Genomic DNA, 25,550 nt, shown 5'->3' with positions numbered 1-25,550 from the left:
GCGCCGCCCGGTCAAGCCGAGGCGGTGAACTTGACGTCCAGATAGGCCTGCAGCCCCTCGACGCCGCCTTCCTGGCCGTGGCCGGAATCGCGGACGCCGCCGAACGGGGTCTCGGGATTGGAGACGGCGAGGGTGTTGAGCCCGACCATGCCGGCCTTCAGCGCCGCCCCGATGTCGGCGATCCGGCGGGCCGAGGTCGAGAAGGCGTAGGTGGCCAGGCCGTAGGGCAGGCTGTTGGCGCGTCGCACCACCTCGTCGAAGTCGGCGAAGGGCACGATCGGCGCGACCGGGCCGAACGGCTCCTCGGTCATGACCAGGGCGTCGTCGCCGATCCCCGTCACGACCGTCGGTTCATAGAACCAGCCGTCGTTGCCGCGGCGGGCGCCGCCGGTCTCGACCCGGCCGCCGCGGTCGCGGACATCCTGCACGATCGCCTCCATCGCCTGGATCCGGCGCGGATTGGCCAGCGGGCCCATCTGCACGCCGGCCTCCAGGCCGGAGCCCAGCTTCAGTCCCTTCGCCACCGCGGTGAACCGGGCGACGAAGCGGTCATAGGCCGCCTCCTGCACGAAGAAGCGGGTGGGCGAGATGCAGACCTGGCCCGCGTTGCGGTATTTCGCGGTCGCCGCCAGCTCGGCCGTCGCCTCGACATCGACGTCGTCGAACACCACGACCGGTCCGTGCCCGCCCAGCTCCATGGTGGTGCGCTTGAGGTCGCGGGCGCACAGCCCCATCAGATGCTTGCCGATGGCGGTCGAGCCCGTGAACGACACCTTGCGGATCGCGGGCGAGGCGATCAGGTGGGCCGAAACCTCGGCCGGCTTGCCGAAGACCAGGTTCAGGACGCCGGCCGGCAGGCCGGCGTCGGCGAAGGCGCGGGCGATCTCGACCGCCGTGCCGGGCACTTCCTCGGCCGCCTTGAGGATCAGGGTGCAGCCGGCCGCCAGGGCGCCGCCGATCTTGCGGCACGGCGTCAGGGCGGGGAAGTTCCACGGGGTGAAGGCGGCCACGGGGCCGACCGCTTCGAGGGTGACGGTCATGACCACGCCGGGGACCCGGCTGGGGACCACGCGGCCATAGGTGCGGCGGCCTTCCTCGGCGTACCATTCGATGACGTCGGCGGCGTAGGCGATCTCGCCGCGCGATTCCGCCAGGGGCTTGCCCTGTTCCAGGGTCATCACCGCGGCGATCGCCTCGATGCGCGCGCGGATCAGGTCGGCGGCCCGGCGCAGCACCTTGGCCCGTTCACTGGCCGGGGTCGCCGACCAGGCCGGAAACGCTCGCGCGGCGGCGTCCAGGGCCGCGTCCAGGTCGGCCGTCGAGGCGTGCGGCAGGTCGGCGATCGGCCGCGCCGTGGCGGGGTCGAACACCGGCTCGGTCACGCGGCCCTCTCCGGACAGGAACCGGCCGTCGATGAACAGTTCGAGCGCGGTGTAGGTCGTCATCGGAATTGCCTTCGTTCTGGCCGCCGTCAGACGGCGCGCGCGTCTTCCAGGATCATGTCCGCGGCTTTCTCCGCGATCATGACGATGCCGGCGTGAGTGTTGCCCGACAGGACCGAGGGCATGATCGAGCCGTCGACGACCCGCAGGCCCGCGATCCCATGGACCTTCAGCCGCTTGTCCACGACGGCGCCGGGATCGCTGCCCATCCGCGCCGTACAGGTCGGGTGATAGATCGTGCTGCCCCGCTCGCGGCAGTAGGCCAGGAGCTGGTCGTCCGAGGCGCACTCCAGGCCCGGCTCGGATTCGCTTTCGACGAAGGGGGCGATGGCCGGCTGGCGCATGATGTCGCGCAGCACCTTCAGGCCGCCGATCGTGACGCGGCGGTCGGTTTCGGTCGCCAGGTAGTTCGGGTCGATCGCGGGCGGGGTGAACGGGTCGGGGCTGACGATCCTCAACGCGCCCCGGCTCTCGGGCCGAAGCTGGCAGGACGAGGCCGTGAACCCCGAAAAGGCGTGCAGCTTGTCGCCCATCTTGGTGGTCGAGAAGTTGATGAAGTGGATCTGGGTGTCGGGCAGGGCCAGGGCCGGGTCGGTCTTCAGGAAGGCCCCGGCGTAGCCCGCGCTGACGGTCAATGGCCCTCGGCGCTGAAGGGCGAACCTCAGGCCCACGCCCGCCATGCGCCACGGACTGCGCATGTCGTCGTTGAAGGTGACGGCCTGGGCGCAGCGCAGGACCATGCGCACCTGCAGGTGGTCCTGCAGATCGGCGCCCACGCCCTTGAGGTCGTGGACCACGGGAACACCGAGCGTGTTGAGCAGGTCGCCCGGCCCGACGCCGGACAGCTGCAGCAGCTGGGGCGAACCGATCGCCCCGGCGGCCAGGATGACCTCGCCGCCGGCGGTGGCGCGCGCCAGCTCGCGGTCGCGGCGCCACTCGACCCCCACCGCCCGGCGCCCCTGGAACAGGAGCCGGGTGGCGTGGGCGCGGGTCACGACGGTCAGGTTGGACCGTCGGCGGGCCGGCCGCAGATAGGCCACGGCGGAGCTGACGCGAAGGCCGCGCCGCGAGGTGGTCTGGTAGTAGCCGGCGCCCTCCTGGGTCGCGCCGTTGAAGTCGTCGTTGCGCGGGTGCCCGGCCTGCTCCGCCGCCGCGATGAAGGCGTCGCACAGGGGATGGGGTTCGGCCTGGTCCGAGACGGGCAGGGGGCCGCCCTGGCCATGGAAGGCGTCGGCGCCGCGCGCCTGGTCCTCGGCCTTGCGGAAATAGGGCAGGACGTCGTCATAGGACCAGCCGACATTGCCCAGCTGCCGCCAGGCGTCGAAATCCTCCCTCTGGCCGCGAACATAGACCAGGCCGTTGATCGAGCTGGAGCCGCCCAGGACCTTGCCGCGCGGCTGGTTGATCCTGCGGTCGTTGAGGCCGGGCTGGGGCGTGGTCTGGAACATCCAGTTGACCTTGGGGTCGACGAACAGCTTGCCGTAGCCGAGCGGGATGTGGATCCAGGGATTGGTGTCCTCGCCGCCCGCTTCCAGCAGCAGGACCTTGTACCGGCCGTCGGCGCTGAGCCGATTGGCCAGGACGCAGCCGGCCGAGCCCGCGCCGACGATGATGTAGTCGAAGGCGCCGAGTTCACGCATGCAGCACCTCGCGGGCCAGCCGGGCGACCTCGTCGGCTATGGCCAGGGAGGCCGTCAGGCCGGGGCTTTCGATGCCGAACAGGTTGATCAGGCCCGCGCCCGGACCGGTGGGATTGGCCTCGATGCGGAAGTCGGCGGCGGGGGCTCCGGGGCCGGAGATCTTCGGACGGACGCCGGCGTACCCCGGGGCCAGGGCGCCGTCGGGGAGGCCGGGCCAATAGCGTCGCACCGCGCCGTAGAAGCGCTCGGCGCGGCGGGGATCGACGGCGTAGTCGGGTCCCTCGACCCATTCCACGTCGGGTCCGAACTTGGCCTGGCCGCCCATGTCCAGCGTCAGATGGACGCCCAGGCCGCCCGGCTCGGGCGTCGGATAGATCAGGCGGCTGAAGGGTGATCGCCCCGACAGGGTGAAATAGCTGCCCTTGGCGTAGAATGCCGTCGCCTTCGCGGGGGCCGGCAGTCCCTCGGCCGTGTCGGCCAGGCCGGGCGCGCCGAGGCCGGCGCTGTTGACCACCAGCCGCGCCTTCAAGGCCGGTGCGGGATCCTCGCCGATGACCAGGGCGACGCCGTCGGGCTCGAGGCGCAGGCCGGTCACGGAGGTGAGAAACGCCGCCATCGCGCCGTGGGCCTCGGCCTCGCCCTGGAGCGACAGCATGTAGGCATGGGAATCGATGATGCCGGTCGAAGGCGAGAGCAGGGCGGCGACGCAGGCCAGGGCCGGTTCCAGCGCGCGCGCGGCGTCGGCGTCGAGCCAGGTCAGGTCGCCGACGCCGTTGGCCCGGGCGGCCTGCTGGAGGCGTTCGAGGTCCTGGACCTGGTCGGGATGGCTGGCGACGATCAGCTTGCCGCAGCGCTGGTGCGGGATCTGGCGGCTTTCGCAATAGGCGTAGAGCTGGGCCTTGCCGCGCACGCACAGCCGCGCCTTCAGCGAGTCCTTGGGATAGTAGATGCCGGCGTGAATGACTTCGCTGTTGCGCGAGCTGACGCCCGAGCCGATGTGATCCTCGGCCTCCAGGATCACCACCTCGCGGCCGGCCAGGGCCAGCGCGCGCGCCGCCGCAAGACCGACGACGCCGGCGCCGATCACCACGCATTCGACTGTATCCATGGGCCAGCGTAAACACGCCGCCGCCACGGGTTAAAGTCAGGCTCCGTTGGGATCGCGGACGCGATCAGCCGGGCCTCGGATGGGGTGTTTTTCGGAGAGCGGGTCTCCTAGTCTGGCCTTGGACGGAGATGACATGACCGGCGATTCTGAAATCCTGGAACGCGACAGCGGCGGGCCGCGCGCCATGGGACGGGTGCTGGCCCTGCTGGAGCTGCTGGCCGGCGCGCCGGTGGGCCTGCCGCTGGCCGACATCTCCGTGGCCCTGGGCGTACCCAAGAGCACGCTGCTCAACAGCCTTCGCCCCCTGGTCAGCGACGATTTCCTGGTCGTCGAGGGCGCGCTCTACCGGCTGGGGCCGCGCGCCTTCCGGCTGGCGGCCACGATCGGCTCGGCCTATGACCTGCCCCGCCTGGCGAGAGGCTATCTGCGCGCCCTGGCCGACGAGACCCAGGAGTCGGTCAATCTCGCCGTGCTGGATCACCAGACCCACCGCTTCGTCTATATCGACGTCCTGGAGAGCCCGCGTCCCGTGCGCTACATGGTGCGGCTGGGCATGAGCGGGCCCCTCTATTCGACGGCGGCGGGCCGGGTGCTGTTGGCCTATCAGTCGCCCGACTACCAGAACGACTACATCGCCAAGGCCAAGCTGGCCCCGCTGACCGCCCGGACCAATACCGATCGCGATGTTCTGCGCGCCCAGCTGGAAGAGGTGCGCCGCAAGGGCTTCTGGGTCAGCCTGGGGGAGTCGGTCGAGGATTCGGCGGCGGTGGCCGCGCCGGTGTTCGGCCCGGACGGCGCCATCCTCGCCGCGATTTCCCTGGGCGCGCCCTCGGACCGGCTGCTGGCCAACCAGGACGCGCTGGTCGCCGCGGTCGTGAAAACGGCCGCGCATGCCTCGGGAGGCATGGCGGCCGTCTGACGCTCCCTCTTGCGGGGAGCTGTCGTGAAGCGGCGGGGTCTCTCGCCTAGAGGGGCAGGCCGGCCAGCTTCATGCCGTTCTCGTACATCACCTTGGCCGTATCGGCGTCGCTCAGGTCCTTGCAGGCCTCGTCGGCGAAGATGCGGGGCTGTTCGACGCCCTCGGAGTGCGGGTAGTCCGAACCCATCAGCAGCCAGTCGGCGTCGCCCGTCTGGTCGACGATGGCTTTGATGTTGTCCTCGGGATAGGCGACGATCTTGACGTGGCGCTTGAAGATCTTGCTGGGGCGTTCCTTCAGCTGGCCGCCGGGCCAGTAGCCGTTCTTGGCCATGCCCCGCACCTTGTCCATCTTGACCAGCATCGACGGCACCCACTCGGCCCCGTTCTCGGCCGAAATCAGGGTGATGTTGGGGAAGCGCTCGAAGAAGTTCAGCAGGACGAAGCTGGACAGGGTCTCGATCACCGGCCGTTCCGAATAGCCGTGCATCCACATGAAGGCGGTCTGGCGCAGCCGGGACTTCTGCATCGGCTCGCCCCACACGGCCATGTGGTCCTTCAGATAGATCGCCTCGGAGACGTGGAAGACCACGCCAACGCCGGCCTCGTTGAGGATGGCCCAGAACGGGTCGTGGTCGGGATGGGCCGGGGCCTTGCCGTTGTAGGGGCCCATGGGCATCAGCACGAACTTGGCGCCGTTGGCCACCGCCCACCTGGCCTGCTCGATCGCCTGGGGCAGGTCGGCCAGGGTCAGGACGGGACAGCTGAAGATCTTGTTCTTGTAGTTGAACTTCCACTGGTCGAGCATCCAGCGGTTATAGGCGTTGAGGATCGCGTAGGCCGGGTCGGGCTCGTCCAGATAGCTGATCGCGCTGACGAAATTGCCGCAATAGAGCATCGAGGAGCGGACGTCCCATTTGTCCAGGATCTTCTCGCGCTCGGCCGGGTCGGTCATGGTCGGGGTGATCGGCACCCGCATGTCGACCTCGGCCTTGCCCTCCTTCTGGGCCCGCAGCCACTCGTGCAGCTTGCCGGGCGGCGGGATCTTGAAGTCCTCGGTCATGTAGTCGGCGCTGATCTCGACCTTGCGCTTGCCGACATGCAGGGCGAACTGGCCGTCGTCGGCGACCTTGTAGTTCAGGCCCCAGTCTTCCTTGTACTTGGCCGGCACGTAGACGTCGAAGGCCTCGGGCGTCTCGTAGAGGTGGGTGTCGGCGTCGAAGATCGGCCCCTTGTAGCGCCAGCCAGTCGCGTGATCCGGGGCAATGGCGGTGTCGGTCATGGCGTCTCCTCGCCGGCGTTCGGCTAAATTGCAGAAAACTGAATATCGTTCAATTTTCTGTTCGCGCGGTCGGAAAGTCAAGGCGCCGGGCGGTCGCGGGGGATCGCCCATGCGATGCGCGCGCCCTCAGGCGAGGACCAGATCAGCGACGGAAGCCTTCTGCGCCTCCGTCAGCGCCAACGGCCGCCGGCTGGCGCGATCCACATAGACATGGACGAAATAGCCGGCGGCCACCGGCGCTTCGCGCCCCTCGACGAACAGGCCGATCTCGAACCGGATGCTCTTGTCGCCCAGCTTGCCGATCCGCACGCCGGCCTGGACGGTCTGCGGGAATTCGACCGGGGCCAGGAAGCTGCAGTGGCTTTCGACGCACAGGCCGATCGACGGCGAGTCGGGCAGCCAGATGACCCGTCGCTCGAACAGCATCCGGGTCACGGCGGTGTCAAACCAGCTGTAGTAGACGACGTTGTTGGCGTGGCCGTAGGGGTCGCCGTCCGCCCAGCGGGTGGGAATGTCCGTCCACCCGCCGTAGTGCTCGCGGCGTTCGTCCTGGGGCTTGCGGGCGTCGGTCATGCGGCCGCGCCCTGCCGGACGAGGCGCAGGAATTCGGCCCGGGTCCGCGGATCGTCGCGGACCACGCCGCGCAGGCTGCTGGTGGTCAGCCGCGAGCCCGGCGTGTTGACCCCGCGGAGGGTCATGCAGCTGTGCTCGGCCTCGATCACTACCCCGACGCCGTGCGGCTGCAGGACGTCTTCGATGGCCTGGGCGATCTCGGCGGTCAGCTTCTCCTGGATCTGCAGGCGCCGGGCGAAGCCGTTGACCACCCGCGCCAGCTTCGAGATGCCGACCACCTTGTTGGTGGGCAGGTAGCCGACATGGGCGACGCCCGTGACCGGCAGCATGTGGTGCTCGCAGAAACTGACCACGCGGATGTTGCTCAGCACGACCAGCTGGTCGTAGCCGGCGACCTCCTGGAACGTCCGCTCCAGATAGCCGTGCGGGTCGGTTTCATAGCCGGAGAACAGCTCGCGGTAGGACTTGGCCACCCGTTCGGGCGTGTCCAGCAGGCCTTCGCGCGAAGGATCGTCGCCGGCCCATTCCAGCAACACGCGCACGGCGGCCTCGGCGTCGGCCTGGGTCGGACGGGGTTTGCTCATGGTCGGATGCTCATGCCTTCTCGAACAGATGAACCGCCGCCGCCGTTCCCAGGCCCACGACGTGGGTCAGGCCGACCCGGGCGCCGGGGACCTGGCGCGCGCCGGCCTCGCCGCGCAGATGCAGCGCGACCTCGTACATGTTGGCGATGCCCGTCGCGCCCAGGGGATGGCCCTTGGAGAGCAGCCCGCCGGAGACGTTGACCGGCACGCGGCCGCCCAGGGCGGTGACGCCGTCGTCGATCATCCGCCCGGCCTCGCCCAGCCCGCACAGCTGGAGGTTCTCGTAGTGCAGCAGTTCGGCGGTGGCGAAGCAGTCGTGCAGCTCGACCAGGCCGACGTCGCGCGGGTCGATCCCGGCTTGCTCGTAGGCCGAGCTCGCCGCCAGCCGGGTGCAGCCGTTGACGTCGGGCATGATCGGGTTGCGCGGGTTCCAGGGATCGGACGCCAGGGCCGAGGCCAGCACGCGGATCGCCCGCGTCAGGCCCATCTCCCGGGCCTTCTTCTCGGACACCACCACGGCCGCGGCGGAACCGTCGACGTTCACCGAGCACATCAGCTTGGTGTTGGGATAGGCGATCATCTCCGAGCCCATCACCTCCTCCAGCGGCGTCTCCTTCTGGTAGACGGCCTTGGGGTTCATGGTCGAATGGTGGTGGTTCTTCACCGACACCTTGGCGAACTGCTCGAAGGTGGTGCCGTACTGGCCGGCGTGCTCCATGCCGGACTCGGCGAAGACGGCGGGCATGGAGGCCGAGCCGAACAGGCCTTCCAACGGGATCCCGGTCTCGTGGCCCGCGCCGAGCATGCCGCGCGGCATCTTCTCGACGCCGACCGCCAGGACGACGTCATAGAGGCCCGACTTCACGGCGATCCAGGCCTCGCGGAAGGCCGAGGCGCCGGTGGCGCAGGCGTTGGAGATGTTGGTGACCGGGATGCCCGTCTGGCCGATCTCGCGCATGATCGCCTGGCCGGTCATGTCATAGGCGCCGAACACCGACCCGCAGTACAGGGCCTGGACGTCGTGGACGCCCAGGCCGGCGTCGTCCAGCGCCAGCAGCGCCGCCTCGCCGCCCAGCTGGGCGAAGGTCCGGTCCGGATATTTGCCGAACTTCAGCATGTCGATGCCGAGGATGTAGACGTTCTCGCTCATGGCGGACCTCAGGCCGAAGGTTCGAAGAAGAAGGCGACATAGGACGCGCCGTCCTTGTCGGTGCGGCCCAGGGCGTCGCCGAACACCATCCTGACCGGCATGCCGATCCGCAGGGCGTCGGGCTCGGGCGCGACGTTGACCAGGTTGCCCTTCAGCGTCAGGCCGTCGTCCAGGTCGACGATGGCCGAGACGAAGGGAACGGGGACGCCGGGATACGAGCGCCGGACGATCGAATAGGCGTGCAGCCTGCCGGTCATCGGGGCGCGGTAGGTCTCGATCGAGTCGCGGGCGCCGCAGGCCGGGCAGGCCAGGTGCGTCGCCGCCGTGCGGGCGCCGCAGACGCGGCACAGGCGCCCCTCGACGAAGGGCTCGGGACCGTCCAGTCGGATCCAGGGCAGGGCGGGGCGGGGCGCGACGGCGTCGACTTGGGTCATGGATGGGCCCTCAGGCGCCCGTGAACACGGGCGGGCGTTTGTCGAGGAAGGCCTCGACGGCCTCCTTGTGATCGGCGGTCTCGTGGGCCAGGGCCTGGAAGGCGGCCGACAGCTCCAGCACGTCGGGGAGCCTGGAATGCTGGCCTTCGCGCAGCAGGCGCTTGGCCAGGCGCACGGCGCGCGGCGGGTTGGCGGCGACCCGGTCGGCCAGCTTGAGGGCCTCGTCCATCACCTGGTCGGCGGGGACGACCTTGTTGACCAGCCCCATCTCGCGGGCCTCGGCGGCGGTGTAGGTGTCGCCGGTCAGGATCATCTCGGCGGCGCGGGCGTAGCCGATGGCCCGCGGCAGGATCCAGGCGCCCCCGTCTCCGGGCACGATGCCCATCTTGACGAAGCTGGCGGCGAACTTGGCGGCGTCCGAGGCGACGCGCATGTCGCACAGGCAGGCGATGTCGCAGCCCAGGCCGATGGCGTGGCCGTTGACGGCGGCGATGCTGGCGATCTCCAGGCCGGCGAAGGCCAGGGCGATCTTCTGCACGCCCCTTCTGTAGTTGTCCCGGGTGTCGGCGGGCGTCGCCAGCGGCCCGATGCCGTTGCGGTCGCGCATCCCTTTCAGGTTGCCGCCGGCCGAGAACGACGCGCCCGCCCCCGTCAGGACCAGCGCCGAGATCGAACGATTCGCATTGGCCCGCTCGACCGCCTCGACCAGTTCGGCGCAGTCGTCGTGCTCGCCGATCGCGTTGCGCGTATCGGGCCGGTTCAGGGTCAGGATCGCGACCCGGCCGCGGGTTTCGTAGAGGACAAAGGGTTCGCGCATGAACTGACGGTTTCCATCTGCGGATTGGAGGCAAACCATTCCCAAACGCAGGCCGCGACAAGCATCATGACGGTTTCAGGGGCGACATATCACCCACACGATGACCCGGACCGTCGCCTTGTCACGCGGGGGCGCATCGCGACGATGACACTCTAAGAGACGTGCGCCGCCGGCGGCGTGGGGAGCGGAGTTGTCCTATGTCATCCAAGACCCTGGAAGGTGTCAGGATCCTGGATTTGAGCCGCGTGCTGGCGGCGCCCCTGGCCAGCCAGATGCTGGCCGATCTCGGCGCGGACGTGATCAAGGTCGAGCGTCCCGGCGCGGGCGACGAATCCCGCGAATATGGCCCGCCGTTCCTGAAGGATCGTGACGGCTGTCCGACCTCCGACGCGGCCTTCTACCTGAGCTGCAACCGCAACAAGCGATCGGTGACCGTCGACCTGGCCTCGCCGCGCGGCCAGGAGATCGTGCGCCGGCTGGCCGCCGACAGCGACGTGGTCCTGGAGAACTTCAAGACCGGCGCGCTGAAGAAGTACGGCCTGGACTACGAGAGCCTGAAGGCCGTCAATCCCCGGCTGATCTATTGCTCGATCACCGGCTTCGGCCAGACGGGTCCCCTGGCCCACAAGCCCGGCTATGACGGTGTGTTCCAGGCCATGGGCGGGATGATGAGCGTGTCGGGCCTGCCCGACGACGCGCCCGGCGGCGGCCCGATGAAGGTCGGCATCTCGATCGTCGACATCCTGACCAGCCTCTACGCGTCCAGCGCCATCCTGGCGGCCCTGCATCATCGCGACGCGGGCGGCGGCTCGGGCCAGCACATCGACCTGGCGCTGCTGGACTGCGGGATCGCCTCGCTCAGCCACTTCGCCATGAACTACCTGGTGTCGGGCCAGATCCCCGCGCGCCGCGGCAACGGCGGATACGGCGGCGTGCCCTCCCAGACCTTCCGCTGCGCGGATCGCGACATCTTCCTCACGGCCGGCAACAACGTCCAGTTCGCCCGGCTGTGCCAGGCCCTGGACCGGCCGGATATCGCCAAGGACCCCCGTTTCGACAACACCGCCGGGCGCATCCGCAATCGCGACACTCTGTTGGAGCTGCTGGACGCCATCTTCGCCACCCGGCCGGCCGGCGAGTGGCTGGAGCGCCTGGACCTCGCCGACGTGCCGTCCAGTCCCGTCAACGACATCGCCGACGCCCTGGCCAACCCCCAGGTCGTCCACCGCCAGATGATCCAGGAGATCGAGCACCCGGCCGCCGGCGGCCTCAGGATCCTGAGGAACCCGATCCGGCTGTCGGAAACCCCGATCACCGACTACGCCGCCCCTCCGCTGGTCGGCCAGCATACGGACCAGATCCTGGCGGCCGCCGGCTATGCGCCCGAAGACATCGCGACCCTGCGGCAGGCCGGCGTCGTCTGAACACCCGTCCCTCGAGGCGCTGGTTGGCGCCGCGACTTTTCAAAAGGAAGACCCGTCATGACCGACAAGATCCTCAGCCGCAAGGACGGCGCGATCGGCCACATGATCTTCAACAATCCCGACAAGCTGAACGCCATCTCGCTGGAGATGTGGGAGGGCATGTCGACGATCATGGCCGATTTCGACTCCGATCCGGACATCCGGGTGATCGTCGTTTCGGGGGCGGGCGGCGTGTCGTTCATCGCCGGCGCCGACGTCTCGAAATACGAGGAAGAGCGCATGGGCGAGAACGCCCAGGAACACTACGCCCAGACCGGCGAACGGGGGCTGTCGGCCATCTACAACAGCGAGAAGGTCACGATCGCGGCCATCGACGGCTGGTGCATCGGCGGGGGCATCTCGGTCGCCGTGTCGTGCGACCTGCGCTACTGCTCGTCCAAGTCGAAGTTCGGCCAGCCGGCCATGCGCTACGGCATCGGCTACCGCTACAAGAGCCTGTCGCGGCTGGTCGACATCATCGGCGTCCCGGCGTCGAAGGACATGCTGCTGGGCGGCCTGCAGTTCACCGCCGAGGAAGCCTTCGCCAAGGGGCTGGTCGGCCGGGTCCTGCCCGAGGGCGAGGCGTTCGACACCTTCATCGCCAAGACCGCCGCCCAGATCGCCGGCGGCGCGCCCCTGACCGCCAAGCAGGTCAAGTACACCCTGGCCACGATCCTGAAGGACCCGGCCGACCGGGATCTGGCCAGGTGCGAGGAGATGTTCCAGACCTGTTATGCTTCGACGGACTACAAGGAAGGCATCCGCGCCTTCGCCGAGAAGCGTAAGCCGCAGTTCACCGGCGCCTGACCGGCGCGGGGTTTGACGGAAGGACGGAACCATGAAGGACAGGGTCGTGGTGGTCACCGGCGCGTTCGGCGCCCTGGGGCGGGCGGTCGTCCTGGGCGCCAGGGCGCGGGGCGCGAAGGTCGTCGCGCTGGACTACGCCGCGACGCCGCCCGGCGACCTGGCTTCGGCGCCGGGCGAGGCCCTTCTCTTCAAGGGCGGCGTCGACCTGGCGGACGCGGCGGCGGCGAACGCGGCGATCGCCGACATCGCCGAGGTCCTGGGGCGGATCGACGCCCTGATCAATGTCGCCGGCGGCTTCGCCTGGGAAACGGTCGCGGACGGCGAGGCCGCCACCTGGAACCGCCTGCACCGCCTCAACCTGATGACGACGCTGAACGCCTCGAAGGCGGCCCTGCCGCACCTGGTCGCCGGCGGTGCGGGGCGGATCGTCAATGTCGGGGCCAACGGCGCGGTCAAGGCCGCGGCCGGCATGGGCGCCTACGCCGCCTCCAAGGCCGGGGTGCACCGGCTGACCGAGGCCCTGGCCGAGGAATACAAAGGACGGGTGACGGTCAACGCGGTCCTGCCCTCGATCATCGACACGCCGGCCAACCGCGCCGACATGCCGGACGCCGATTTCGCGACCTGGGTGAAGCCGGAGGAACTGGCCGCGGTGATCCTGTTCCTGGCCTCCAGCGAGGCCAGCGCGGTGACCGGAACCCTGCTGCCGGTCGTCGGCCGCGTATGATGGGGCCATCGGGACCGGCGGTCATTGGAGCTGACGCATGACCTACAGCGGCAAGTGGCTGGCCCAGCCCGAGGACATCCTGTTCGAGGTGTCCGAGCGGGTCGCGCGCATCACCCTGAACAAGCCCGACAAGCGCAACGCCCTGTCGCCCCGGACCCTGCAGGAGCTGCACGACGCCCTGCTGGAGGCGGACGATCGCCTCGACGTCAACGTCGTGATCCTGCAGGGCGCGGGCAAGGACTTCTGCGCCGGCTACGACCTGGGCGGGGTCTATGCCGGGCGCAAGGCCGAAGGGGAGGCGGCGGCGAAGGACGCGCCCCTCTATCGCAGCTCGTCCGGCAGCTATGACGACGACGCCTGGTTCATGGAGCGCCAGCAGGCCCTGACCACGGTGATCTTCGACCTGCACAAGCCGGTCATCGCGCGGGTGCAGGGCAACTGCCTGGCGGGCGGCACCGACCTGGCGCTGATGTGCGACTTCGTCCTCTGTTCCGACGAGGCCAGGATCGGTTTTCCGGCGGCCCGCGCCAACGGCTCGCCGCCCAACCACATGTGGATCTATCACTGCGGGCCGCAGTGGGCGAAGCGCATCCTGATGACCGGCGACAGCATCCGGGGGCGGGACGCGGTGACGATCGGGCTGGCGCTGGAATCGGCCCCGGCGGACCAGCTGGACGCGGTGGTCGATGAACTGGCCCGCCGCCTGTCGTTCGTCGACAACGAGCTGCTCTCGGCCCACAAGCGCATCGTCAACCTGGCCCTGGAGGGCATGGGCGCGCGGACGATCCAGCGGCTGGCGGCCGAGAACGACGCCAGGGCTCACCTGTCCAAGGGACCGCGGCGCACCCAGTTCAAGGCGGACATGGCCGAGCACGGGCTGAAGACGGCCCTGACCAACCGCGACGCGCCGTTCGGCGACGGCGTCATCCGATTGCGGGAAGACTGACCGCTTGATCGGCCGGGCGATGATCGCGGGCAGGCGGCGATCATCATTTTGCCGGGAGCCCGGGCCCCGCTAACGTGCTCGATGTCATCGCGTCCAGCGCGAAGCACGGAGACCCAATGCAGCTCCAGGCCGGCCCCCTTCCGCTCTATCACCAGATGGAACAGGACCTGCGCTCGCGCCTGCATGGCGGCGAGTTCGGGCCTGGCGATCCTCTGCCGTCCGAAGAGCGCCTGTGCGAACAGTACGGCGTCAGCCGCATCACCGTGCGGCGGGCGCTGGACGCCCTGATCGCCCAGGGCCTGATCGTCCGGCGTCGCGGCGTGGGCTCGTTCGTGGCCGAACGCCGGGTCGGCTCGCGGTCCATCGCCTTGAAGGGATCGCTGGACGAGTTCCTGGCGGGCGCGGGCGTGATGGAGCCGGACCGGCTGTCGCTCGAGCATGACGCGCGCAACCCCGAAGCGGCGGGGATCCTCAACCTGCCGGACGACGCCCGCATGACGCGTCTGGAGCTGATCAGCCGCATAGACGGCGAGCCGGCGGCCTATCTCGAGATCTATTTCCCCCCCGAGGTCGGCAGGGAACTGCAGCGGCATGACTTCCTGACGGCGGGCGTGCCGATCATCCGCGCCGTCGAGCGTCGCCTGAACGTTCGCGTCAGCCGCGCCCAGCAGAAGATCGAGTCCGGCATGGCCGGCAAGGTCGCCGCCGCCCATCTGGGCCTGCGGCCCGCCGACCCCGTGCTGCTGGTCACGCGCGTCTACCATCTGGCCAGCGGCCAGCCGATCGAGGTGGTGTTCGTGCGCTACCACCCTGGTCGCTACAGCTACGTCATCGAATTCAACGCCGACGGCCGCGCCGGTTGAGCGGTCTTCGCCGCACAACGAGGCGTTCGCAAAATTGAACGCCGTTCAAAAAAACGAAAAACGACGTTGCGACTCCTCACTTGTTATGACAACATAACGTCATAAGAAAACGAAGGGAGGTTGCCGTGGTGAAGTCATTGGATCCGAAGAAGATCAAGTCGGCCCAACGCGCGCTCGAAGTGCTTGAGTATTTTTCCGACGCCCGGCCGACGGCCACCGTCATGGATATCGCCCGGTCCATGGGCTATCCGCAGTCGAGCACGTCAGAGCTTCTCAACTGCCTGGTTTCCTTGGGCTATCTCAATCGGGATCGCGACCAGCGCACCTATCGGCCGACGGCGCGGGTGGCGGTGATCGGCTCCTCCGTCCAGCCCGAGCTGTTCCGCAAGGGGCGGTTGCTGGCCATCCTCGACCATCTGGCCGAAGAGGCCGGCGTCACCGTCACCCTGGCCCACAAGGTGGGCATGTCGGTCCAGCACATCCACGTCGTCCGCGGCGGCGAAGCGTCCGTCGACATCGACGCCAGCACCGGACTGGCGGCGTCGTCCGCCGGCAAGGTGCTGCTGGCGACGTTCGACCCCGTCCTGGTGCGAAAGCTGGTCCACCGGATCAACGCCGAGGCGCCGGAGGGGACCGAGCGCATCTGCGCCGTCGAGTTCGGCGAGGCGCTGCGTACGGTGCGGATTCAGGGCTACGCCCAGCACGTGGACGGCGACCGGGCCAGCCTGTCGATGCTGGTCTCGCAACTGCGCGATGCTCACGCCCTGGCGCTGAACATCCACGGCGACAGCGCGTTCTTCGAAGCCAACAGGGACTGGCTGCTGCAGATGATGCGCGGCGCCATCGCCCGCCTGACCAATCCGGCCCTGGGACGCTCGCTGGAAGCCGAGGTCGCCCAGCCCGAGCGTCGTTTCGCCTGATCAACGGTCTCTCGTGTCGGCGACAGCGGTCGCGCCCCCGGGGCGCGGCCGCTTTTGCGTGTCGTCAGGCGTCGCCCGCGCCCAGGATGACCGTCGCCTGACTGGACAGGACGCCGCCGTTGCCGTGGGCGATGGCGAACCTCGCTTCCGCGACCTGCCGGTCTCCGGCCTCGCCGCGCAGCTGACGCACGGCCTCGACAATCGGGAACAGGCCATACATGCCCGGATGGCAGCAGGACAGGCCGCCGCCGTTGGTGTTGACCGGCAGGGCCCCGCCGGGGGCGATCCGGCCGTCCTGGACAAACCGGGCGCCTTCGCCCTTGGGGCAGAAGCCGAGGTCCTCCAGGAACAGGATCGTGTTGATGGTGAAGGCGTCGTAGACCTGGACGACGTCGATGTCGGCGGGTTCCAGGCCGGCGCGGCGGTAGGCCCGGGCGCCCGATCGGGCGGCGGCGGTGACGGTCAGGTCCTCCAGCCAGCCGATCTCGCGATGGTGGGTCTCGGCGGCGGCGCCCATCACCTTGATCGGCGACCGCCTCAGGTCGCGGGCCCGGTCGGCCCGGGTCATCACCACCGCGGCGGCGCCGTCGGTCACCAGGCAGCAGTCGAGCACCGACAGCGGGTCCGAGACCATCCGCGAGGCCAGGTAGTCGTCCATGGTCAGGGCGTCGCGCTTGAAGGCCTCCGGATTGAGAGCCGCCCATTTCCGCGCCGCCAGGGCCACCTCGCCCAGCTGCTCCCGCGTGGCGCCGTACTGGTGCATGTAGCGGGCGGCGGCCAGGGCGTAGGAACTGACCGGATTGAGCGGCCGATAGGGGGCCTCGTAGCGCATCGGCTGCACGGTCGAGACCAGCTTGCCCGTCGCCGTCGCCTGGTTGGAGCCATAGGCGATCAGGGCGCAGTCGATGGCGCCCGCGTCCAGCAGATAGGCGGCGTGCTCGACATAGGTCTGGAAGGCCGAGCCGCCGGTGCGGTTGTTGTCGGTGACCTTGGGCCGGATCCCCAGGTACTGAGCGAACGACAGCCCGCCCATGGTGTCGGTGGGATGGCAGAAGAACAGGCCGTCGACGTCGGCCAGCGAGAGCCCGGCGTCTTCCAGCGCCATCGAACTGGCGATCGCGGCGAGGTCGGAGGCCTCATAGCCCGGAGCCTTGCCCTGGCCGAAGGTGGCCGCGCCCACGATGGCCGTGCGGCCGCGGGGAAAGTCGCTCATGCCGAGGCCTCCGCCACGTCGAAGACCACGACCGGCTCGCCGTCCTGGTCGACGATGCGCGCCTGGACGGCCATGCCGATGGTCACGGCGTCGGGATCGACGCCCTCGACCCGGCTCATCATGCGGGGCCCCTCGGCCAGGTCGACCAGGACGACGTTGTAGCTGGGCTCGGGCGGCTTCTTGCGCACCACGGTGGTCGAGTAGACCACGCCACGGCCCGAGGCCTGGACCCACTCCAGGTCCCGCGCGCCGGTCCCGGGCGCCACGACGCGCGGGTAGAAGACATGGGCGCCGCTGCTCTTCGAGCGCTGGATCATGAACCGGCCCTCGGCGAGGAAGGCGCGGAACTCGGCGTCCGGATGGGTGACGTCCATCGCTCAGTTGCCGACGAACTGGGCTTTGCGCTTTTCCTTGAAGGAGTTGGTTCCCTCCCGGAAGTCCTCGGTCTGGACCATCAGCGGCTGGATGTTGGCCTCGAAATCCAGGGCCTGGTCATAGGTCTGGGCCGGGGCGGCGTCGAACTGGCGCTTGGCCATGGCCAGGGCGATGGTCGGGGCGTTGACGAAGCTGGCGGCGACCTCGCGCGCCTTGGCCAGGGCCTCGCCGGGCGGCGTGGCGTGCAGGGCCAGGCCCAGCTGGTGCGCCTCGCTCCCGCTGACGAAGCGGCCGGAATACATGATCTCCTTGGCTCGCTGGATCGGCACGTAGCGGGTCAGCAGGAAGGCCGCGCCGCCATCCGGCGCCAGGCCGATGTGGCGGAAGGCGAACTGGAACCGGGCGTTCTCGGCCGCGATGGTGATGTCGGCCGCCAGGGCCAGGGCCCAGGACATGCCGATGCACACGCCCTCGACGGCGGCGATCACCGGCTTGTTGGTGTTGGCCACCGCCCGCGCCATCCGGTGCAGGTGGCGCATGCGATAGAGCGAGCCGCTGATCCCGCCGCCGCCCATTTCGCCGACATCGGCCCCGGCGCTGAAGTCCGAGCCCGCGCCCGTCAGGATGATGACGCGCACGGCGTCGTCGTCCTGGCACTTCAGGAACGCGTTCTCGATCTCGGTGCGCATGGCCAGGAGGATGGCGTTCTTGCGCTCGGGACGATTGATGGTCACGGTCGCGACGCCGTTTTCGATGCTCAGATCGATCGCCATGTCGGTTGGTCTCCTAAACCCTGGCTTCAAGGCATAGCACCGGGCCGGAGGCGGTGACGACCCGCACAGGGGGGGCATTCTCCGCCATATCGCGGCTGCGATAGGGGCCGGGCCGTCCTTGCGACGTGCGGCCCGGCGCGCAAATTGGCGGCGTGCAAACCTTCGACGCCCATCCCTTCGATCCGCCGGCCGGCGTTGAGACGCTACGCCGGGAGGTCCGCGATTTCATCGCTCGCGAGGCGCCCAAATCGGACGCGGCCAGCCGTGCGAACTGCTGGGCCGTCTGCGACGCGGCGTTCAGCAAGGCGATGGGCCGGGCCGGCTATGTCGGCATGACCTGGCCTGTCGAATACGGCGGCCACGCCCGCCATCCGCTGCATCGCTACGTGGTGCTTGAAGAGCTGCTGGCCGCCGGCGCGCCGGTCGGGATGCACTGGATCGCCGACCGCCAGAGCGGGCCGCTGCTGCTGCGCTACGGGACCGAGGAACAGCGGCGGACCCACCTGCCGGGCATCGCCGCCGGCGAGACCTATGTCTGCATCGGCATGAGCGAGCCGGGGGCGGGATCGGACCTGGCGTCGATCCGCACCCAGGGCGTGCGCGACGGCGACGGCTGGCGCATCAGCGGCCAGAAGGTCTGGACCACCAACGCCCACAACGCCCAGCTGATGATCGCCCTGGTCCGGACGGTCGAGGGCTCGCAGCGCAACGAGGGCCTGACCCAGTTCCTGATCCCGCTCGACACGCCCGGCGTGACGGTTCGACCGATCGTCGACCTGGTCGGCGGGCACGACTTCAATGAGGTCTTCCTCGACAACGTCCTTGTGCCGGACTCGGCCCGGGTCGGCCACGAGGGCAATGGCTGGAAGCAGGTGACGGCCGAGCTGTCGCTGGAACGGTCGGGCCCCGAGCGCTATCTGTCCAGCTACGCGGCCCTGGTCGAACTGATCCGTTTCGCCGGGTCGGACCCCGAGCCCGTGCTGGCCGTCCTGATCGGGCGCCTGACCGCCGAGCTGTGGACCCTGCGGCAGATGTCGCAATCCACCGCCGCCAAGCTGGCCGCCGGCGAGGATCCGGCCCTGGAGGCGGCGATCGTCAAGGATCTGGGCAACAGTTTCGAGCAGGAGTTGCCGCGCGCCATCCAGGCCGCGCTGGACGGGGCCGAGGATCTGTCCGCGGCCGCCGACCTGATGCGGGTCCTGGCCCTGTTGCTGCAGGTTTCGCCGTCGTTCTCGCTGAGGGGCGGCACGCGCGAGATCCTGCGCGGCATCATCGCCAGGGGGCTGGGCCTGAGATGAGCGAGACGCGGACCCTGCTGACCGACACCGCCGATCGCCTGTTCGCCACCATCGCGGCCGATCCGGACGCCCTGTTCGCCGAGGTCTGGCCCGCGATCGCGGAGGCGGGGTTCGAAAGTCTGTTGCTGGACGAGGAAGAGGGCGGCTTCGGCGGCGACTGGGGCGACCTGTTCGCGGTCGCGCGGCTGGCGGGAGCGCACGCCCTGCCGGCGCCGGTGGGCGAGGCGGCGGTGGCGGCCTGGGCGCTGGCCCGAGCCGGCCTGGCGGCATCGGAAGGGCTGGCGACGATCGCGCCGGTGGTCGAGGGGCGGTTGGAGAACGGCCGCTTCACGGGCGGTTTGCGGGGGACGCCCTGGGGAAGGGCCGCCGAGACGGTCGTCGCCACACGCGCCGGATCCCTGCTGCGGCTGCGAACCGCCGACGCTCGGATCGAACAGGGCCATAGCCCGATGGGCGAGCCGCGCGACGTCCTGACCTTCGAGGCGGCGCCGGTGGAGACCGCGCCCAGCGACATCGACCTCTTCGCCTGCGGCGCCTTCCTGCGGACCGCGCAGATCGCCGGCGCGCTGGACGCGGCCCTGGCCGCCTCGATCGCCTACGCCAACGACCGGGTGCAGTTCGGCAAGCCGATCAGCAAGTTCCAGACGGTCCAGCAGAACCTCGCGATCTTCGCGACCGAGGCGGCGGCGGTGAACTCGGCGGGCCAGGCGGCCGCCCGGGCCGCCGACGCGGGCGACGCCAGCTTCGAGTTCGCGGCCGCCAAGCTGCGGGCCAACGCCGCGGCCGGGCAGGGCGCGGCCCTGGCCCATCAGGTGCACGGCGCCATCGGCTTCACCCAGGAGCATCCGCTGCACCGCCTGACCCGCCGCCTGGTCGGCTGGCGGTCGGAGTTCGGCGGCGACCGGTTCTGGGCGCAGCGGCTGGGCCGTCGCGTCGCGGACCTGGGTCCTGAAGGACTGTGGCCCGAACTCACCCGGCGGTCCGACGCCGCATGACCGGATTTGCAAGGGAGGGCGCATGCCCGAAGCCGTGATCGTCTCGACCGCCCGAACGCCGATCGGCCGGGCTTTCCGTGGCGCGTTCAACAACACCCACGGCGCCGATCTCGGCGGCCATGTGGTCGCCGCCGCGCTGGAGCGGGCGGGCGTCGCGCCGGGCGATGTCGAGGACGTCATCCTGGGCTGCGCCACGCCGGAGGGGCCCACCGGCAACAATATCGCCCGCCAGTCGGCGATCCGCGCCGGCTGTCCGGTGACCGTGCCGGGCTTCACCCTCGACCGCAAATGCTCGTCCGGCCTGCAGGCCATCGCCCTGGCCGCCCAACGCGTCCTGGCTGGCGAGGGCGAGGTCTTCGTCGCGGGCGGGCTCGAAAGCATCTCGCTGACCCACCATCACATCAACCGTCACCGCAATCGCAGCGACTGGCTGGCGGAGCACAAGGCCGACATCTACCTGCCGATGATCGCCACGGCCGACACGGTCGCGCGCCGCTACGGGATCCGCCGCGACGTCCAGGACGCCTATGCGCTGGAAAGCCAGCGGCGCACCGCCGCCGCCCAGGCCGCCGGGCGCTTCGACGCCGAGATCGCGCCGCTGAAGAGCCTCAAGCAACTGACCGACAAGCAGGGCCAGGTGGTCGGCGAGGAAGAGGTCCTGCTGACGAAGGACGAGGGCAACCGGCCGGAGACGACCCTGGAGGGCCTGGCCGGGCTCAAGCCGATCAATGGCGAGGACGCCTTCATCACGGCGGGCAACTCGTCCCAGCTCTCGGATGGGGCCAGCGTCTGCGTGGTGATGTCGGCGGACAACGCGGCCCGGCGGGGCTTGCGGCCCCTGGGCCGGTTCAAGGGCTTCGCGGTCGCCGGCTGCGAGCCGGACGAGATGGGCGTCGGCCCCGTCCACGCCGTGCCCAAGCTGCTGGCCCGGCATGGGCTGGGCGTCGACGACATCGACCTGTGGGAGCTGAACGAGGCCTTCGCGGTGCAGGTCGTCCATTGCCGTGACGTGCTCGGGATCGACCCGGAGCGGATCAATGTCGACGGCGGGGCGATCGCGATCGGCCACCCCTACGGCATGAGCGGCTCGCGCCTGACCGGACACGCCCTAATCGAAGGGAGGCGGCGCGGCGCCAGGCGTGTCATCGTCACGATGTGCATCGGCGGAGGCATGGGCGCCGCCGGTCTGTTCGAGATCGACCAATGACCGACCGCTACGCCGCCTTCGACCGCCTGAAGTTCGACCGGCCCGCGCCGCGTGTGCTGCGCCTGACCCTGAGCAATCCGGGCAAGGCCAATGCGGTGACGCCGACCATGCATCGTCAGCTGGAGGAGGTCTGGGCGGCGATCGACGCCGATCCCGAGACGCGGGTGACGATCATCACGGGCGAGGGCCGCGCGTTCTGCGCCGGTGGCGCGCTGGACGACATGCCGGTGGCCGGCGCCCTGGACGCCAACCAGCAGTTCTCGCAGGACTTCAACAACGCCACCCGGCTGGTGCGCAACCTGATCGCCTCGCGCAAGCCGATCGTCTCGGCCATCAACGGCGCGGCCGTGGGGGCCGGCCTGGCCCTGGCCCTGTTGGCCGACGTGCCGATCGCGGCCAGGACGGCCAAGCTGCTGGACGGGCACGTGCGGATCGGCGTGGCGGCGGGCGACCACGCCGCGATCGTCTGGCCGCTGCTGTGCGGCATGGCCAAGGCCAAGTACTACCTGCTGACCAACCGCCCGATGACCGGCGAGGAGGCCGAGCGCAACAACCTGGTGGCCCTGGCCGTGGACGCCGAGGCGCTGGAGGCGACATCGATCGAGGTCGCGCTCGAGCTGGCCGCCGCCGCGCCCACGGCGGTGCGGATGACCAAGTACGTGCTGAACCATTGGCTGCGCCAGAACGAGGCGATCTTCGACCTGTCGGCGGCGTTCGAGATGGTCAACTTCTCCGGCGCGGAAGCCAAGGAGGCGCTGAAGGCCATGGAGGAAAAGCGCCCGCCCGACTTCACCTCCGACGTGCTGTTCTGAGAGGCCCGCGATGAGCGACGCAAATTCCGGCGACGGCATGGACCTGGAGGCGCTGCGCGACGGCGTGAGGGCGGTGCTGTCGGAACAGGCCTCGCACGAGAAGGTGGCGACCTTCACCAACGCCGAGGGCGTGCGCGACCGGCCGCTGTGGTCGCAGGCCGCCGAACTGGGCTGGCTGGCCCTGTCCGCGGACGAGGCCCAGGGCGGCCTGGGCCTGGGGCCGTCCGAGCTGGCCGTCGTCTACGAGGAACTGGGACGGGCCGTTGCGCCCCTGCCGGTGCTGGGAACCATGCTGGTCGTCGAGGCCCTGGCGCGCGGCGGCGACGCGGCGCAGCAGGCGGCCTGGACGCCGCGGCTGGCGGCCGGCGAACTGGCCGGGACCGTGTCGATGCTGACGCCGGGCGCCCTGGCGACGACCCTGACACTGTCGGCGGGGGCGGACGGCGGGGTGGTGCTGGACGGCGCGGCCGAGACCCTGCTGGACGGCGCGGCGGCCGACGTCCTGCTGCTGCTGGCTCGCGAGGGCGAGGCTCTGCGGTGGGTGCTGGTCGAGCCCGCCGTCGACGGCGTCTCGGTCGAGAAGGCGGCCACGGTCGACCGCACCCGGCACCTGGGCGTGGCGCGGTTCGCGCGCCTGGCCCTGCCGGCGGAACGGGTCCTGGCCGGAGACGCCACCGAGATCGCGGACGCCCTGCTGCACCACGCGGCCCTGGCCCTGGCTAGCGACGCCCGGGGCGGCGCCAACGCGGTGTTCGAGATCACGCTGGACTACCTGAAGACCCGTGAGCAGTTCGGCAAGCCGATCGGCTCGTTCCAGGCCCTGAAGCACCGCTGCGCCGACCACAAGATCGCCCTGGTCGCCTCGGGCGCCCTGGTGGCCGAGGCGGTGGCCAGGATGGCGAGCGGCGATCCGGCCGCGGGACGCTACGCCCTGGTCGCCAAGGCGCTGGCGACCGAGGTCTACGCCCGCGTGGCCCAGGACGCCGTGCAGCTGCATGGCGGCATCGGCTACACCTGGGAGCATCCCTGCCATCTCTATCTGAAGCGCGCCAAGCTGAACGAGCAGCTGTTCGGCGGGCCGGCGGCCTATCTCGACCGGGTGACCGACCTGCTGCTGGCGGCGGCCTGAGGAAGCATGACCATGTCCGTCCAGACCGCGACCAGCCCGACGACCCGCCGCTTCGATCCCCTGGCCCGCAAGGACGACCTCGACGCCTTCCGCGCCGAGGTGCGGGCCTGGCTGGAGGCGGTGGTGCCGCCCGACTGGCATGCGCGGATGACCGGCGCGAGCGAGGCCGACTATGTCGCCTTCCAGCGCTGGTGGTTCGCCGAGATGGGCAAGGTCGGCCTGGCCACCCCGCACTGGCCGCGGGACTGGGGCGGCGCCGACATCGGCATCCGCCACCAGGTCATCATCTTCGAGGAGATCGCCCGGGCCCAGGCGCCCAATCCCGACATGTTCGTGATCTCGCTCTACCACCTGCCGGCCACGCTGTTCGGGCATGGTTCGAAGGCGCAGCGGGATCGCTACCTGACGGGGGTCCAGGAGCGCGGCGAGGTCTGGTGCCAAGGCTTCTCCGAGCCGGGCTCGGGCTCGGACCTGGCGTCGCTGCGCACCCGGGCCGAGCGCAAGGGCGACGTCTATGTGATCAACGGCCAGAAGGTCTGGTCCTCGTACGGCGCCTTCGCCGACTACTGCCTGCTGCTGGCTCGCACCGACCCGAACGCGCCCAAGAAGCAGGCCGGCATCTCGTACTTCATCCTGAACATGAAGGCGCCCGGCGTCACCGTGCGGCCGATCCGCCAGGCGACGGGCCAAGCCGAGTTCTGCGAGATCTTCCTCGACAATGTCGAGATCCCGGTCGCCGACCTGATCGGCGAGGAGAACGCCGGCTGGGCGATCGCCCAGTCGACCCTGTCGGCCGAGCGCGGCCTGATCATCTTCGAACTGTCCGAGCGCATGGCGCGGACCTTGGACGCCGACCTGGCCGAGGCCAAGCGGACCGACGCGGACTGGCTGAAGGACGACGAGGCGCGCCGCGCCTTCACCCGCGCCTACAACGACATGGTCGCCCTGCGGCTGATGATCCGGGCCCTGATGCAGGAGATCGAGACCGATCCGCACATGGGTTCGACCACGATGCCCACCTACATCAAGGTGCATTTCTCCGAGCTGCTGCGGCGCTACACCGAGTTTCGGCTGAAGCTGGGCGGGTTGGCGGGCCAGCTTCGCCAGCCGATCGTCCTGGGCGGCGGGCACCAGACCGGCAACGCCATGCACGACTTCCTGCTGAGCTACGCCTGGACGATCTCGGGCGGCGCCAACGAAATCCTGAAGACCATGATCGCCGAGCGCGCGCTCGGCCTGCCGCGCTGAGGATCGCCGATGACCGACACCGAAGCCGCCGCGGTCCTGGTCGATACGCCCGCCGAGGGCGTCGCCCGCATCACGCTGAACCGGCCCGAGGCGCTGAACGCCTTCACCTTCGACATGTACGAGGCGCTGATCGCGGCCTTCGAAAGCCTGCGCGACGATCCCGACACGCGGGTGATCATCCTGACCGGCGCCGGACGGGCGTTCTGCGCGGGGCACGACGTGCGAGTCGGCGGCAAGCCGGCCTGGGTCCGGCCGGGGCTGGGCCGCATCCAGGCGGGCAAGTACACCATGCGGGTGCTGGGCCAGATCCCGGTCCTGATGCGGGCCATGCCCCAGCCGATCATCTGCGCGGTCAACGGGACGGCGGCGGGCATCGGCTACGCCCTGGCCCTGGCCTCCGACCTGACCCTCGCCGCGCGGTCGGCCAAGTTCGTCAACGTCATCCACAACGCCGCCACCGGCGCCGAGCTGGGCATGAGCTACCTGCTGCCGCGCGCCATCGGGGCCCAGCGGGCGGCCGAGCTGCTGCTGACCGCGCGGGCGGTGCAATCGGACGAGGCCGAGCGCATCGGCCTGGTGCTGCGCGCGGTCGAGGACGCCGCCCTGATGGACGAGGCCCTGGTCCTGGCCGACGCCATCGCGGTCAACAGCCCGGTCGGCATCTGGCTGACCAAGCAGTCGCTCTGGTTCAACCAGGGGGCCGGCAGCCTGGAAGCGGCCATCGAGCTGGAGAACCGCGCGGTGCTGGCCAGCCAGGCGACCGAGGACGCGGCCGAAAAGCGCGCCTCCGCCGTCGAGAAGCGCCGTCCCAAGTTCAAGCACACCTGA

26 protein-coding genes are annotated in these 25,550 nt (G+C 69.9%); 14 read left to right on the top strand and 12 right to left on the bottom strand.

Annotated features, from left to right (window positions below; translation table 11 throughout):
• Positions 1–11: 11 nt before the first annotated feature.
• Genes AC07NX_RS20000 through AC07NX_RS19990 form a run of 3 tightly spaced genes read right to left on the bottom strand, consistent with a single transcriptional unit; the run spans position 12 to position 4,190 of the window.
• Complete coding sequence (locus AC07NX_RS20000) at positions 12–1,445, bottom strand: NAD-dependent succinate-semialdehyde dehydrogenase (RefSeq protein WP_494644189.1); 1,434 nt, start codon at positions 1,443–1,445, stop codon at positions 12–14.
• A 26-nt stretch (positions 1,446–1,471) separates the two neighbouring features.
• Positions 1,472–3,082, bottom strand: coding sequence for a GMC family oxidoreductase (locus tag AC07NX_RS19995; protein ID WP_494644188.1), 1,611 nt, complete (start codon positions 3,080–3,082; stop codon positions 1,472–1,474).
• Positions 3,075–4,190 (bottom strand): NAD(P)/FAD-dependent oxidoreductase, encoded by a 1,116-nt coding sequence (locus tag AC07NX_RS19990; RefSeq protein ID WP_494644187.1) that lies wholly within the window; start codon positions 4,188–4,190, stop codon positions 3,075–3,077. The genes AC07NX_RS19995 and AC07NX_RS19990 overlap by 8 nt, the downstream gene beginning before the upstream one ends.
• A gap of 133 nt (positions 4,191–4,323) precedes the next feature.
• Between AC07NX_RS19990 and AC07NX_RS19985 the strand changes: the two genes are divergently transcribed.
• Positions 4,324–5,109 (top strand): IclR family transcriptional regulator, encoded by a 786-nt coding sequence (locus AC07NX_RS19985; RefSeq protein WP_494644185.1) that lies wholly within the window; start codon positions 4,324–4,326, stop codon positions 5,107–5,109.
• Between the two features lie 46 nt (positions 5,110–5,155).
• Here AC07NX_RS19985 and AC07NX_RS19980 read toward each other — a convergent pair whose 3' ends face one another.
• From AC07NX_RS19980 to AC07NX_RS19955, 6 genes are all read right to left on the bottom strand, one after another.
• Positions 5,156–6,388, bottom strand: coding sequence for an amidohydrolase family protein (locus AC07NX_RS19980; RefSeq protein WP_494644183.1), 1,233 nt, complete (start codon positions 6,386–6,388; stop codon positions 5,156–5,158).
• A gap of 126 nt (positions 6,389–6,514) precedes the next feature.
• Entirely contained in the window at positions 6,515–6,961 is a 447-nt protein-coding gene (locus tag AC07NX_RS19975; protein WP_494644182.1) for an acyl-CoA thioesterase, read from the bottom strand.
• Positions 6,958–7,545 (bottom strand): GTP cyclohydrolase I FolE, encoded by a 588-nt coding sequence (gene folE / locus AC07NX_RS19970; protein ID WP_035079721.1) that lies wholly within the window; start codon positions 7,543–7,545, stop codon positions 6,958–6,960. Before folE ends, AC07NX_RS19975 begins: the two co-directional genes overlap by 4 nt.
• A 10-nt stretch (positions 7,546–7,555) precedes the next feature.
• Positions 7,556–8,695, bottom strand: coding sequence for a thiolase C-terminal domain-containing protein (locus AC07NX_RS19965; RefSeq protein WP_494644180.1), 1,140 nt, complete (start codon positions 8,693–8,695; stop codon positions 7,556–7,558).
• A gap of 8 nt (positions 8,696–8,703) precedes the next feature.
• On the bottom strand, positions 8,704–9,129 hold the full coding sequence (locus tag AC07NX_RS19960) for a Zn-ribbon domain-containing OB-fold protein (protein WP_494644179.1): 426 nt from the start codon (positions 9,127–9,129) through the stop codon (positions 8,704–8,706).
• A gap of 10 nt (positions 9,130–9,139) precedes the next feature.
• A complete protein-coding gene (locus AC07NX_RS19955; RefSeq protein ID WP_494644177.1) occupies positions 9,140–9,946 on the bottom strand; it encodes a crotonase/enoyl-CoA hydratase family protein in 807 nt (268 codons plus the stop codon).
• A gap of 197 nt (positions 9,947–10,143) precedes the next feature.
• On the opposite strand from AC07NX_RS19955, the gene AC07NX_RS19950 reads away from it, so the two are divergent.
• The 6 genes from AC07NX_RS19950 (at position 10,144) to AC07NX_RS19925 (ending at position 15,672) form a co-directional block, all read left to right on the top strand.
• Positions 10,144–11,370, top strand: coding sequence for a CaiB/BaiF CoA transferase family protein (locus AC07NX_RS19950; protein WP_494644176.1), 1,227 nt, complete (start codon positions 10,144–10,146; stop codon positions 11,368–11,370).
• Positions 11,371–11,427: 57 nt separating this feature from the next.
• A complete protein-coding gene (locus AC07NX_RS19945) occupies positions 11,428–12,216 on the top strand; it encodes an enoyl-CoA hydratase (RefSeq protein ID WP_494644174.1) in 789 nt (262 codons plus the stop codon).
• Between the two features lie 31 nt (positions 12,217–12,247).
• Positions 12,248–12,943 carry an SDR family NAD(P)-dependent oxidoreductase gene (locus AC07NX_RS19940; protein ID WP_494644173.1) on the top strand — a complete coding sequence of 232 codons (696 nt, stop codon included), beginning with the start codon at positions 12,248–12,250 and terminating at the stop codon, positions 12,941–12,943.
• Positions 12,944–12,980: 37 nt separating this feature from the next.
• Complete coding sequence (locus tag AC07NX_RS19935) at positions 12,981–13,889, top strand: crotonase/enoyl-CoA hydratase family protein (protein ID WP_494644172.1); 909 nt, start codon at positions 12,981–12,983, stop codon at positions 13,887–13,889.
• 116 nt (positions 13,890–14,005) lie between these two features.
• Complete coding sequence (locus AC07NX_RS19930) at positions 14,006–14,752, top strand: GntR family transcriptional regulator (RefSeq protein ID WP_494644170.1); 747 nt, start codon at positions 14,006–14,008, stop codon at positions 14,750–14,752.
• A 125-nt stretch (positions 14,753–14,877) separates the two neighbouring features.
• A complete protein-coding gene (locus AC07NX_RS19925) occupies positions 14,878–15,672 on the top strand; it encodes an IclR family transcriptional regulator (RefSeq protein WP_494644168.1) in 795 nt (264 codons plus the stop codon).
• A 64-nt stretch (positions 15,673–15,736) separates the two neighbouring features.
• Here AC07NX_RS19925 and AC07NX_RS19920 read toward each other — a convergent pair whose 3' ends face one another.
• The 3 genes from AC07NX_RS19920 to AC07NX_RS19910 are packed head-to-tail and all read right to left on the bottom strand — an operon-like array spanning position 15,737 to position 18,033.
• A complete protein-coding gene (locus AC07NX_RS19920) occupies positions 15,737–16,885 on the bottom strand; it encodes an acetyl-CoA acetyltransferase (RefSeq protein WP_494644166.1) in 1,149 nt (382 codons plus the stop codon).
• Positions 16,882–17,259, bottom strand: coding sequence for a Zn-ribbon domain-containing OB-fold protein (locus AC07NX_RS19915; RefSeq protein WP_494644164.1), 378 nt, complete (start codon positions 17,257–17,259; stop codon positions 16,882–16,884). Before AC07NX_RS19915 ends, AC07NX_RS19920 begins: the two co-directional genes overlap by 4 nt.
• A gap of 3 nt (positions 17,260–17,262) precedes the next feature.
• Positions 17,263–18,033: an enoyl-CoA hydratase/isomerase family protein gene (locus AC07NX_RS19910; protein WP_494644162.1), complete on the bottom strand. Its 771-nt coding sequence runs from the start codon at positions 18,031–18,033 to the stop codon at positions 17,263–17,265.
• 152 nt (positions 18,034–18,185) lie between these two features.
• Here AC07NX_RS19910 and AC07NX_RS19905 point away from each other — a divergent pair, with 152 nt between their 5' ends.
• From AC07NX_RS19905 to AC07NX_RS19875, 7 genes are read left to right on the top strand one after another with little or no spacing between them, the layout of a single operon-like run.
• Positions 18,186–19,331 (top strand): acyl-CoA dehydrogenase family protein, encoded by a 1,146-nt coding sequence (locus AC07NX_RS19905; protein WP_494644160.1) that lies wholly within the window; start codon positions 18,186–18,188, stop codon positions 19,329–19,331.
• Positions 19,328–20,326 carry an acyl-CoA dehydrogenase family protein gene (locus AC07NX_RS19900; RefSeq protein ID WP_494644158.1) on the top strand — a complete coding sequence of 333 codons (999 nt, stop codon included), beginning with the start codon at positions 19,328–19,330 and terminating at the stop codon, positions 20,324–20,326. The genes AC07NX_RS19905 and AC07NX_RS19900 overlap by 4 nt, the downstream gene beginning before the upstream one ends.
• Positions 20,327–20,348: 22 nt before the next feature.
• The gene (locus AC07NX_RS19895) at positions 20,349–21,533 is read left to right on the top strand and encodes an acetyl-CoA C-acyltransferase (protein WP_494644156.1); all 1,185 of its coding nucleotides are present in this window, start codon (positions 20,349–20,351) and stop codon (positions 21,531–21,533) included.
• Positions 21,530–22,345: an enoyl-CoA hydratase/isomerase family protein gene (locus tag AC07NX_RS19890; protein WP_494644154.1), complete on the top strand. Its 816-nt coding sequence runs from the start codon at positions 21,530–21,532 to the stop codon at positions 22,343–22,345. The genes AC07NX_RS19895 and AC07NX_RS19890 overlap by 4 nt, the downstream gene beginning before the upstream one ends.
• 10 nt (positions 22,346–22,355) lie before the next feature.
• Positions 22,356–23,474, top strand: coding sequence for an acyl-CoA dehydrogenase family protein (locus AC07NX_RS19885; protein WP_494644152.1), 1,119 nt, complete (start codon positions 22,356–22,358; stop codon positions 23,472–23,474).
• A gap of 12 nt (positions 23,475–23,486) precedes the next feature.
• Positions 23,487–24,722 (top strand): acyl-CoA dehydrogenase family protein, encoded by a 1,236-nt coding sequence (locus AC07NX_RS19880; RefSeq protein ID WP_494644150.1) that lies wholly within the window; start codon positions 23,487–23,489, stop codon positions 24,720–24,722.
• A gap of 9 nt (positions 24,723–24,731) precedes the next feature.
• A complete protein-coding gene (locus AC07NX_RS19875; protein ID WP_494644149.1) occupies positions 24,732–25,550 on the top strand; it encodes an enoyl-CoA hydratase/isomerase family protein in 819 nt (272 codons plus the stop codon).

The organism is Caulobacter sp. GW821-FHT09A05, from assembly GCF_059418465.1.
Note: the sequence above shows the minus strand (reverse complement) of the source record. Positions and strands in the feature narration are given on the sequence as shown.

Excerpts from the sequence above, each read along its gene's own strand:
- AC07NX_RS19880 (WP_494644150.1), top strand. The coding sequence starts at position 23,487 with ATGTCCGTCCAGACCGCGACCAGCCCGACGACCCGCCGCTTCGATCCC.
- AC07NX_RS19915 (WP_494644164.1), bottom strand. The coding sequence starts at position 17,259 with ATGGACGTCACCCATCCGGACGCCGAGTTCCGCGCCTTCCTCGCCGAG.
- AC07NX_RS19900 (WP_494644158.1), top strand. The coding sequence starts at position 19,328 with ATGAGCGAGACGCGGACCCTGCTGACCGACACCGCCGATCGCCTGTTC.
- AC07NX_RS19955 (WP_494644177.1), bottom strand. The coding sequence starts at position 9,946 with ATGCGCGAACCCTTTGTCCTCTACGAAACCCGCGGCCGGGTCGCGATC.
- AC07NX_RS19885 (WP_494644152.1), top strand. The coding sequence starts at position 22,356 with ATGAGCGACGCAAATTCCGGCGACGGCATGGACCTGGAGGCGCTGCGC.
- AC07NX_RS19960 (WP_494644179.1), bottom strand. The coding sequence starts at position 9,129 with ATGACCCAAGTCGACGCCGTCGCGCCCCGCCCCGCCCTGCCCTGGATC.
- AC07NX_RS19920 (WP_494644166.1), bottom strand. The coding sequence starts at position 16,885 with ATGAGCGACTTTCCCCGCGGCCGCACGGCCATCGTGGGCGCGGCCACC.
- AC07NX_RS19910 (WP_494644162.1), bottom strand. The coding sequence starts at position 18,033 with ATGGCGATCGATCTGAGCATCGAAAACGGCGTCGCGACCGTGACCATC.
- AC07NX_RS19995 (WP_494644188.1), bottom strand. The coding sequence starts at position 3,082 with ATGCGTGAACTCGGCGCCTTCGACTACATCATCGTCGGCGCGGGCTCG.
- AC07NX_RS19950 (WP_494644176.1), top strand. The coding sequence starts at position 10,144 with ATGTCATCCAAGACCCTGGAAGGTGTCAGGATCCTGGATTTGAGCCGC.
- AC07NX_RS19965 (WP_494644180.1), bottom strand. The coding sequence starts at position 8,695 with ATGAGCGAGAACGTCTACATCCTCGGCATCGACATGCTGAAGTTCGGC.
- AC07NX_RS19985 (WP_494644185.1), top strand. The coding sequence starts at position 4,324 with ATGACCGGCGATTCTGAAATCCTGGAACGCGACAGCGGCGGGCCGCGC.
- AC07NX_RS19875 (WP_494644149.1), top strand. The coding sequence starts at position 24,732 with ATGACCGACACCGAAGCCGCCGCGGTCCTGGTCGATACGCCCGCCGAG.
- AC07NX_RS19890 (WP_494644154.1), top strand. The coding sequence starts at position 21,530 with ATGACCGACCGCTACGCCGCCTTCGACCGCCTGAAGTTCGACCGGCCC.
- AC07NX_RS19980 (WP_494644183.1), bottom strand. The coding sequence starts at position 6,388 with ATGACCGACACCGCCATTGCCCCGGATCACGCGACTGGCTGGCGCTAC.
- AC07NX_RS19945 (WP_494644174.1), top strand. The coding sequence starts at position 11,428 with ATGACCGACAAGATCCTCAGCCGCAAGGACGGCGCGATCGGCCACATG.
- folE (WP_035079721.1), bottom strand. The coding sequence starts at position 7,545 with ATGAGCAAACCCCGTCCGACCCAGGCCGACGCCGAGGCCGCCGTGCGC.
- AC07NX_RS19895 (WP_494644156.1), top strand. The coding sequence starts at position 20,349 with ATGCCCGAAGCCGTGATCGTCTCGACCGCCCGAACGCCGATCGGCCGG.
- AC07NX_RS19935 (WP_494644172.1), top strand. The coding sequence starts at position 12,981 with ATGACCTACAGCGGCAAGTGGCTGGCCCAGCCCGAGGACATCCTGTTC.
- AC07NX_RS19930 (WP_494644170.1), top strand. The coding sequence starts at position 14,006 with ATGCAGCTCCAGGCCGGCCCCCTTCCGCTCTATCACCAGATGGAACAG.
- AC07NX_RS19975 (WP_494644182.1), bottom strand. The coding sequence starts at position 6,961 with ATGACCGACGCCCGCAAGCCCCAGGACGAACGCCGCGAGCACTACGGC.
- AC07NX_RS20000 (WP_494644189.1), bottom strand. The coding sequence starts at position 1,445 with ATGACGACCTACACCGCGCTCGAACTGTTCATCGACGGCCGGTTCCTG.
- AC07NX_RS19990 (WP_494644187.1), bottom strand. The coding sequence starts at position 4,190 with ATGGATACAGTCGAATGCGTGGTGATCGGCGCCGGCGTCGTCGGTCTT.
- AC07NX_RS19940 (WP_494644173.1), top strand. The coding sequence starts at position 12,248 with ATGAAGGACAGGGTCGTGGTGGTCACCGGCGCGTTCGGCGCCCTGGGG.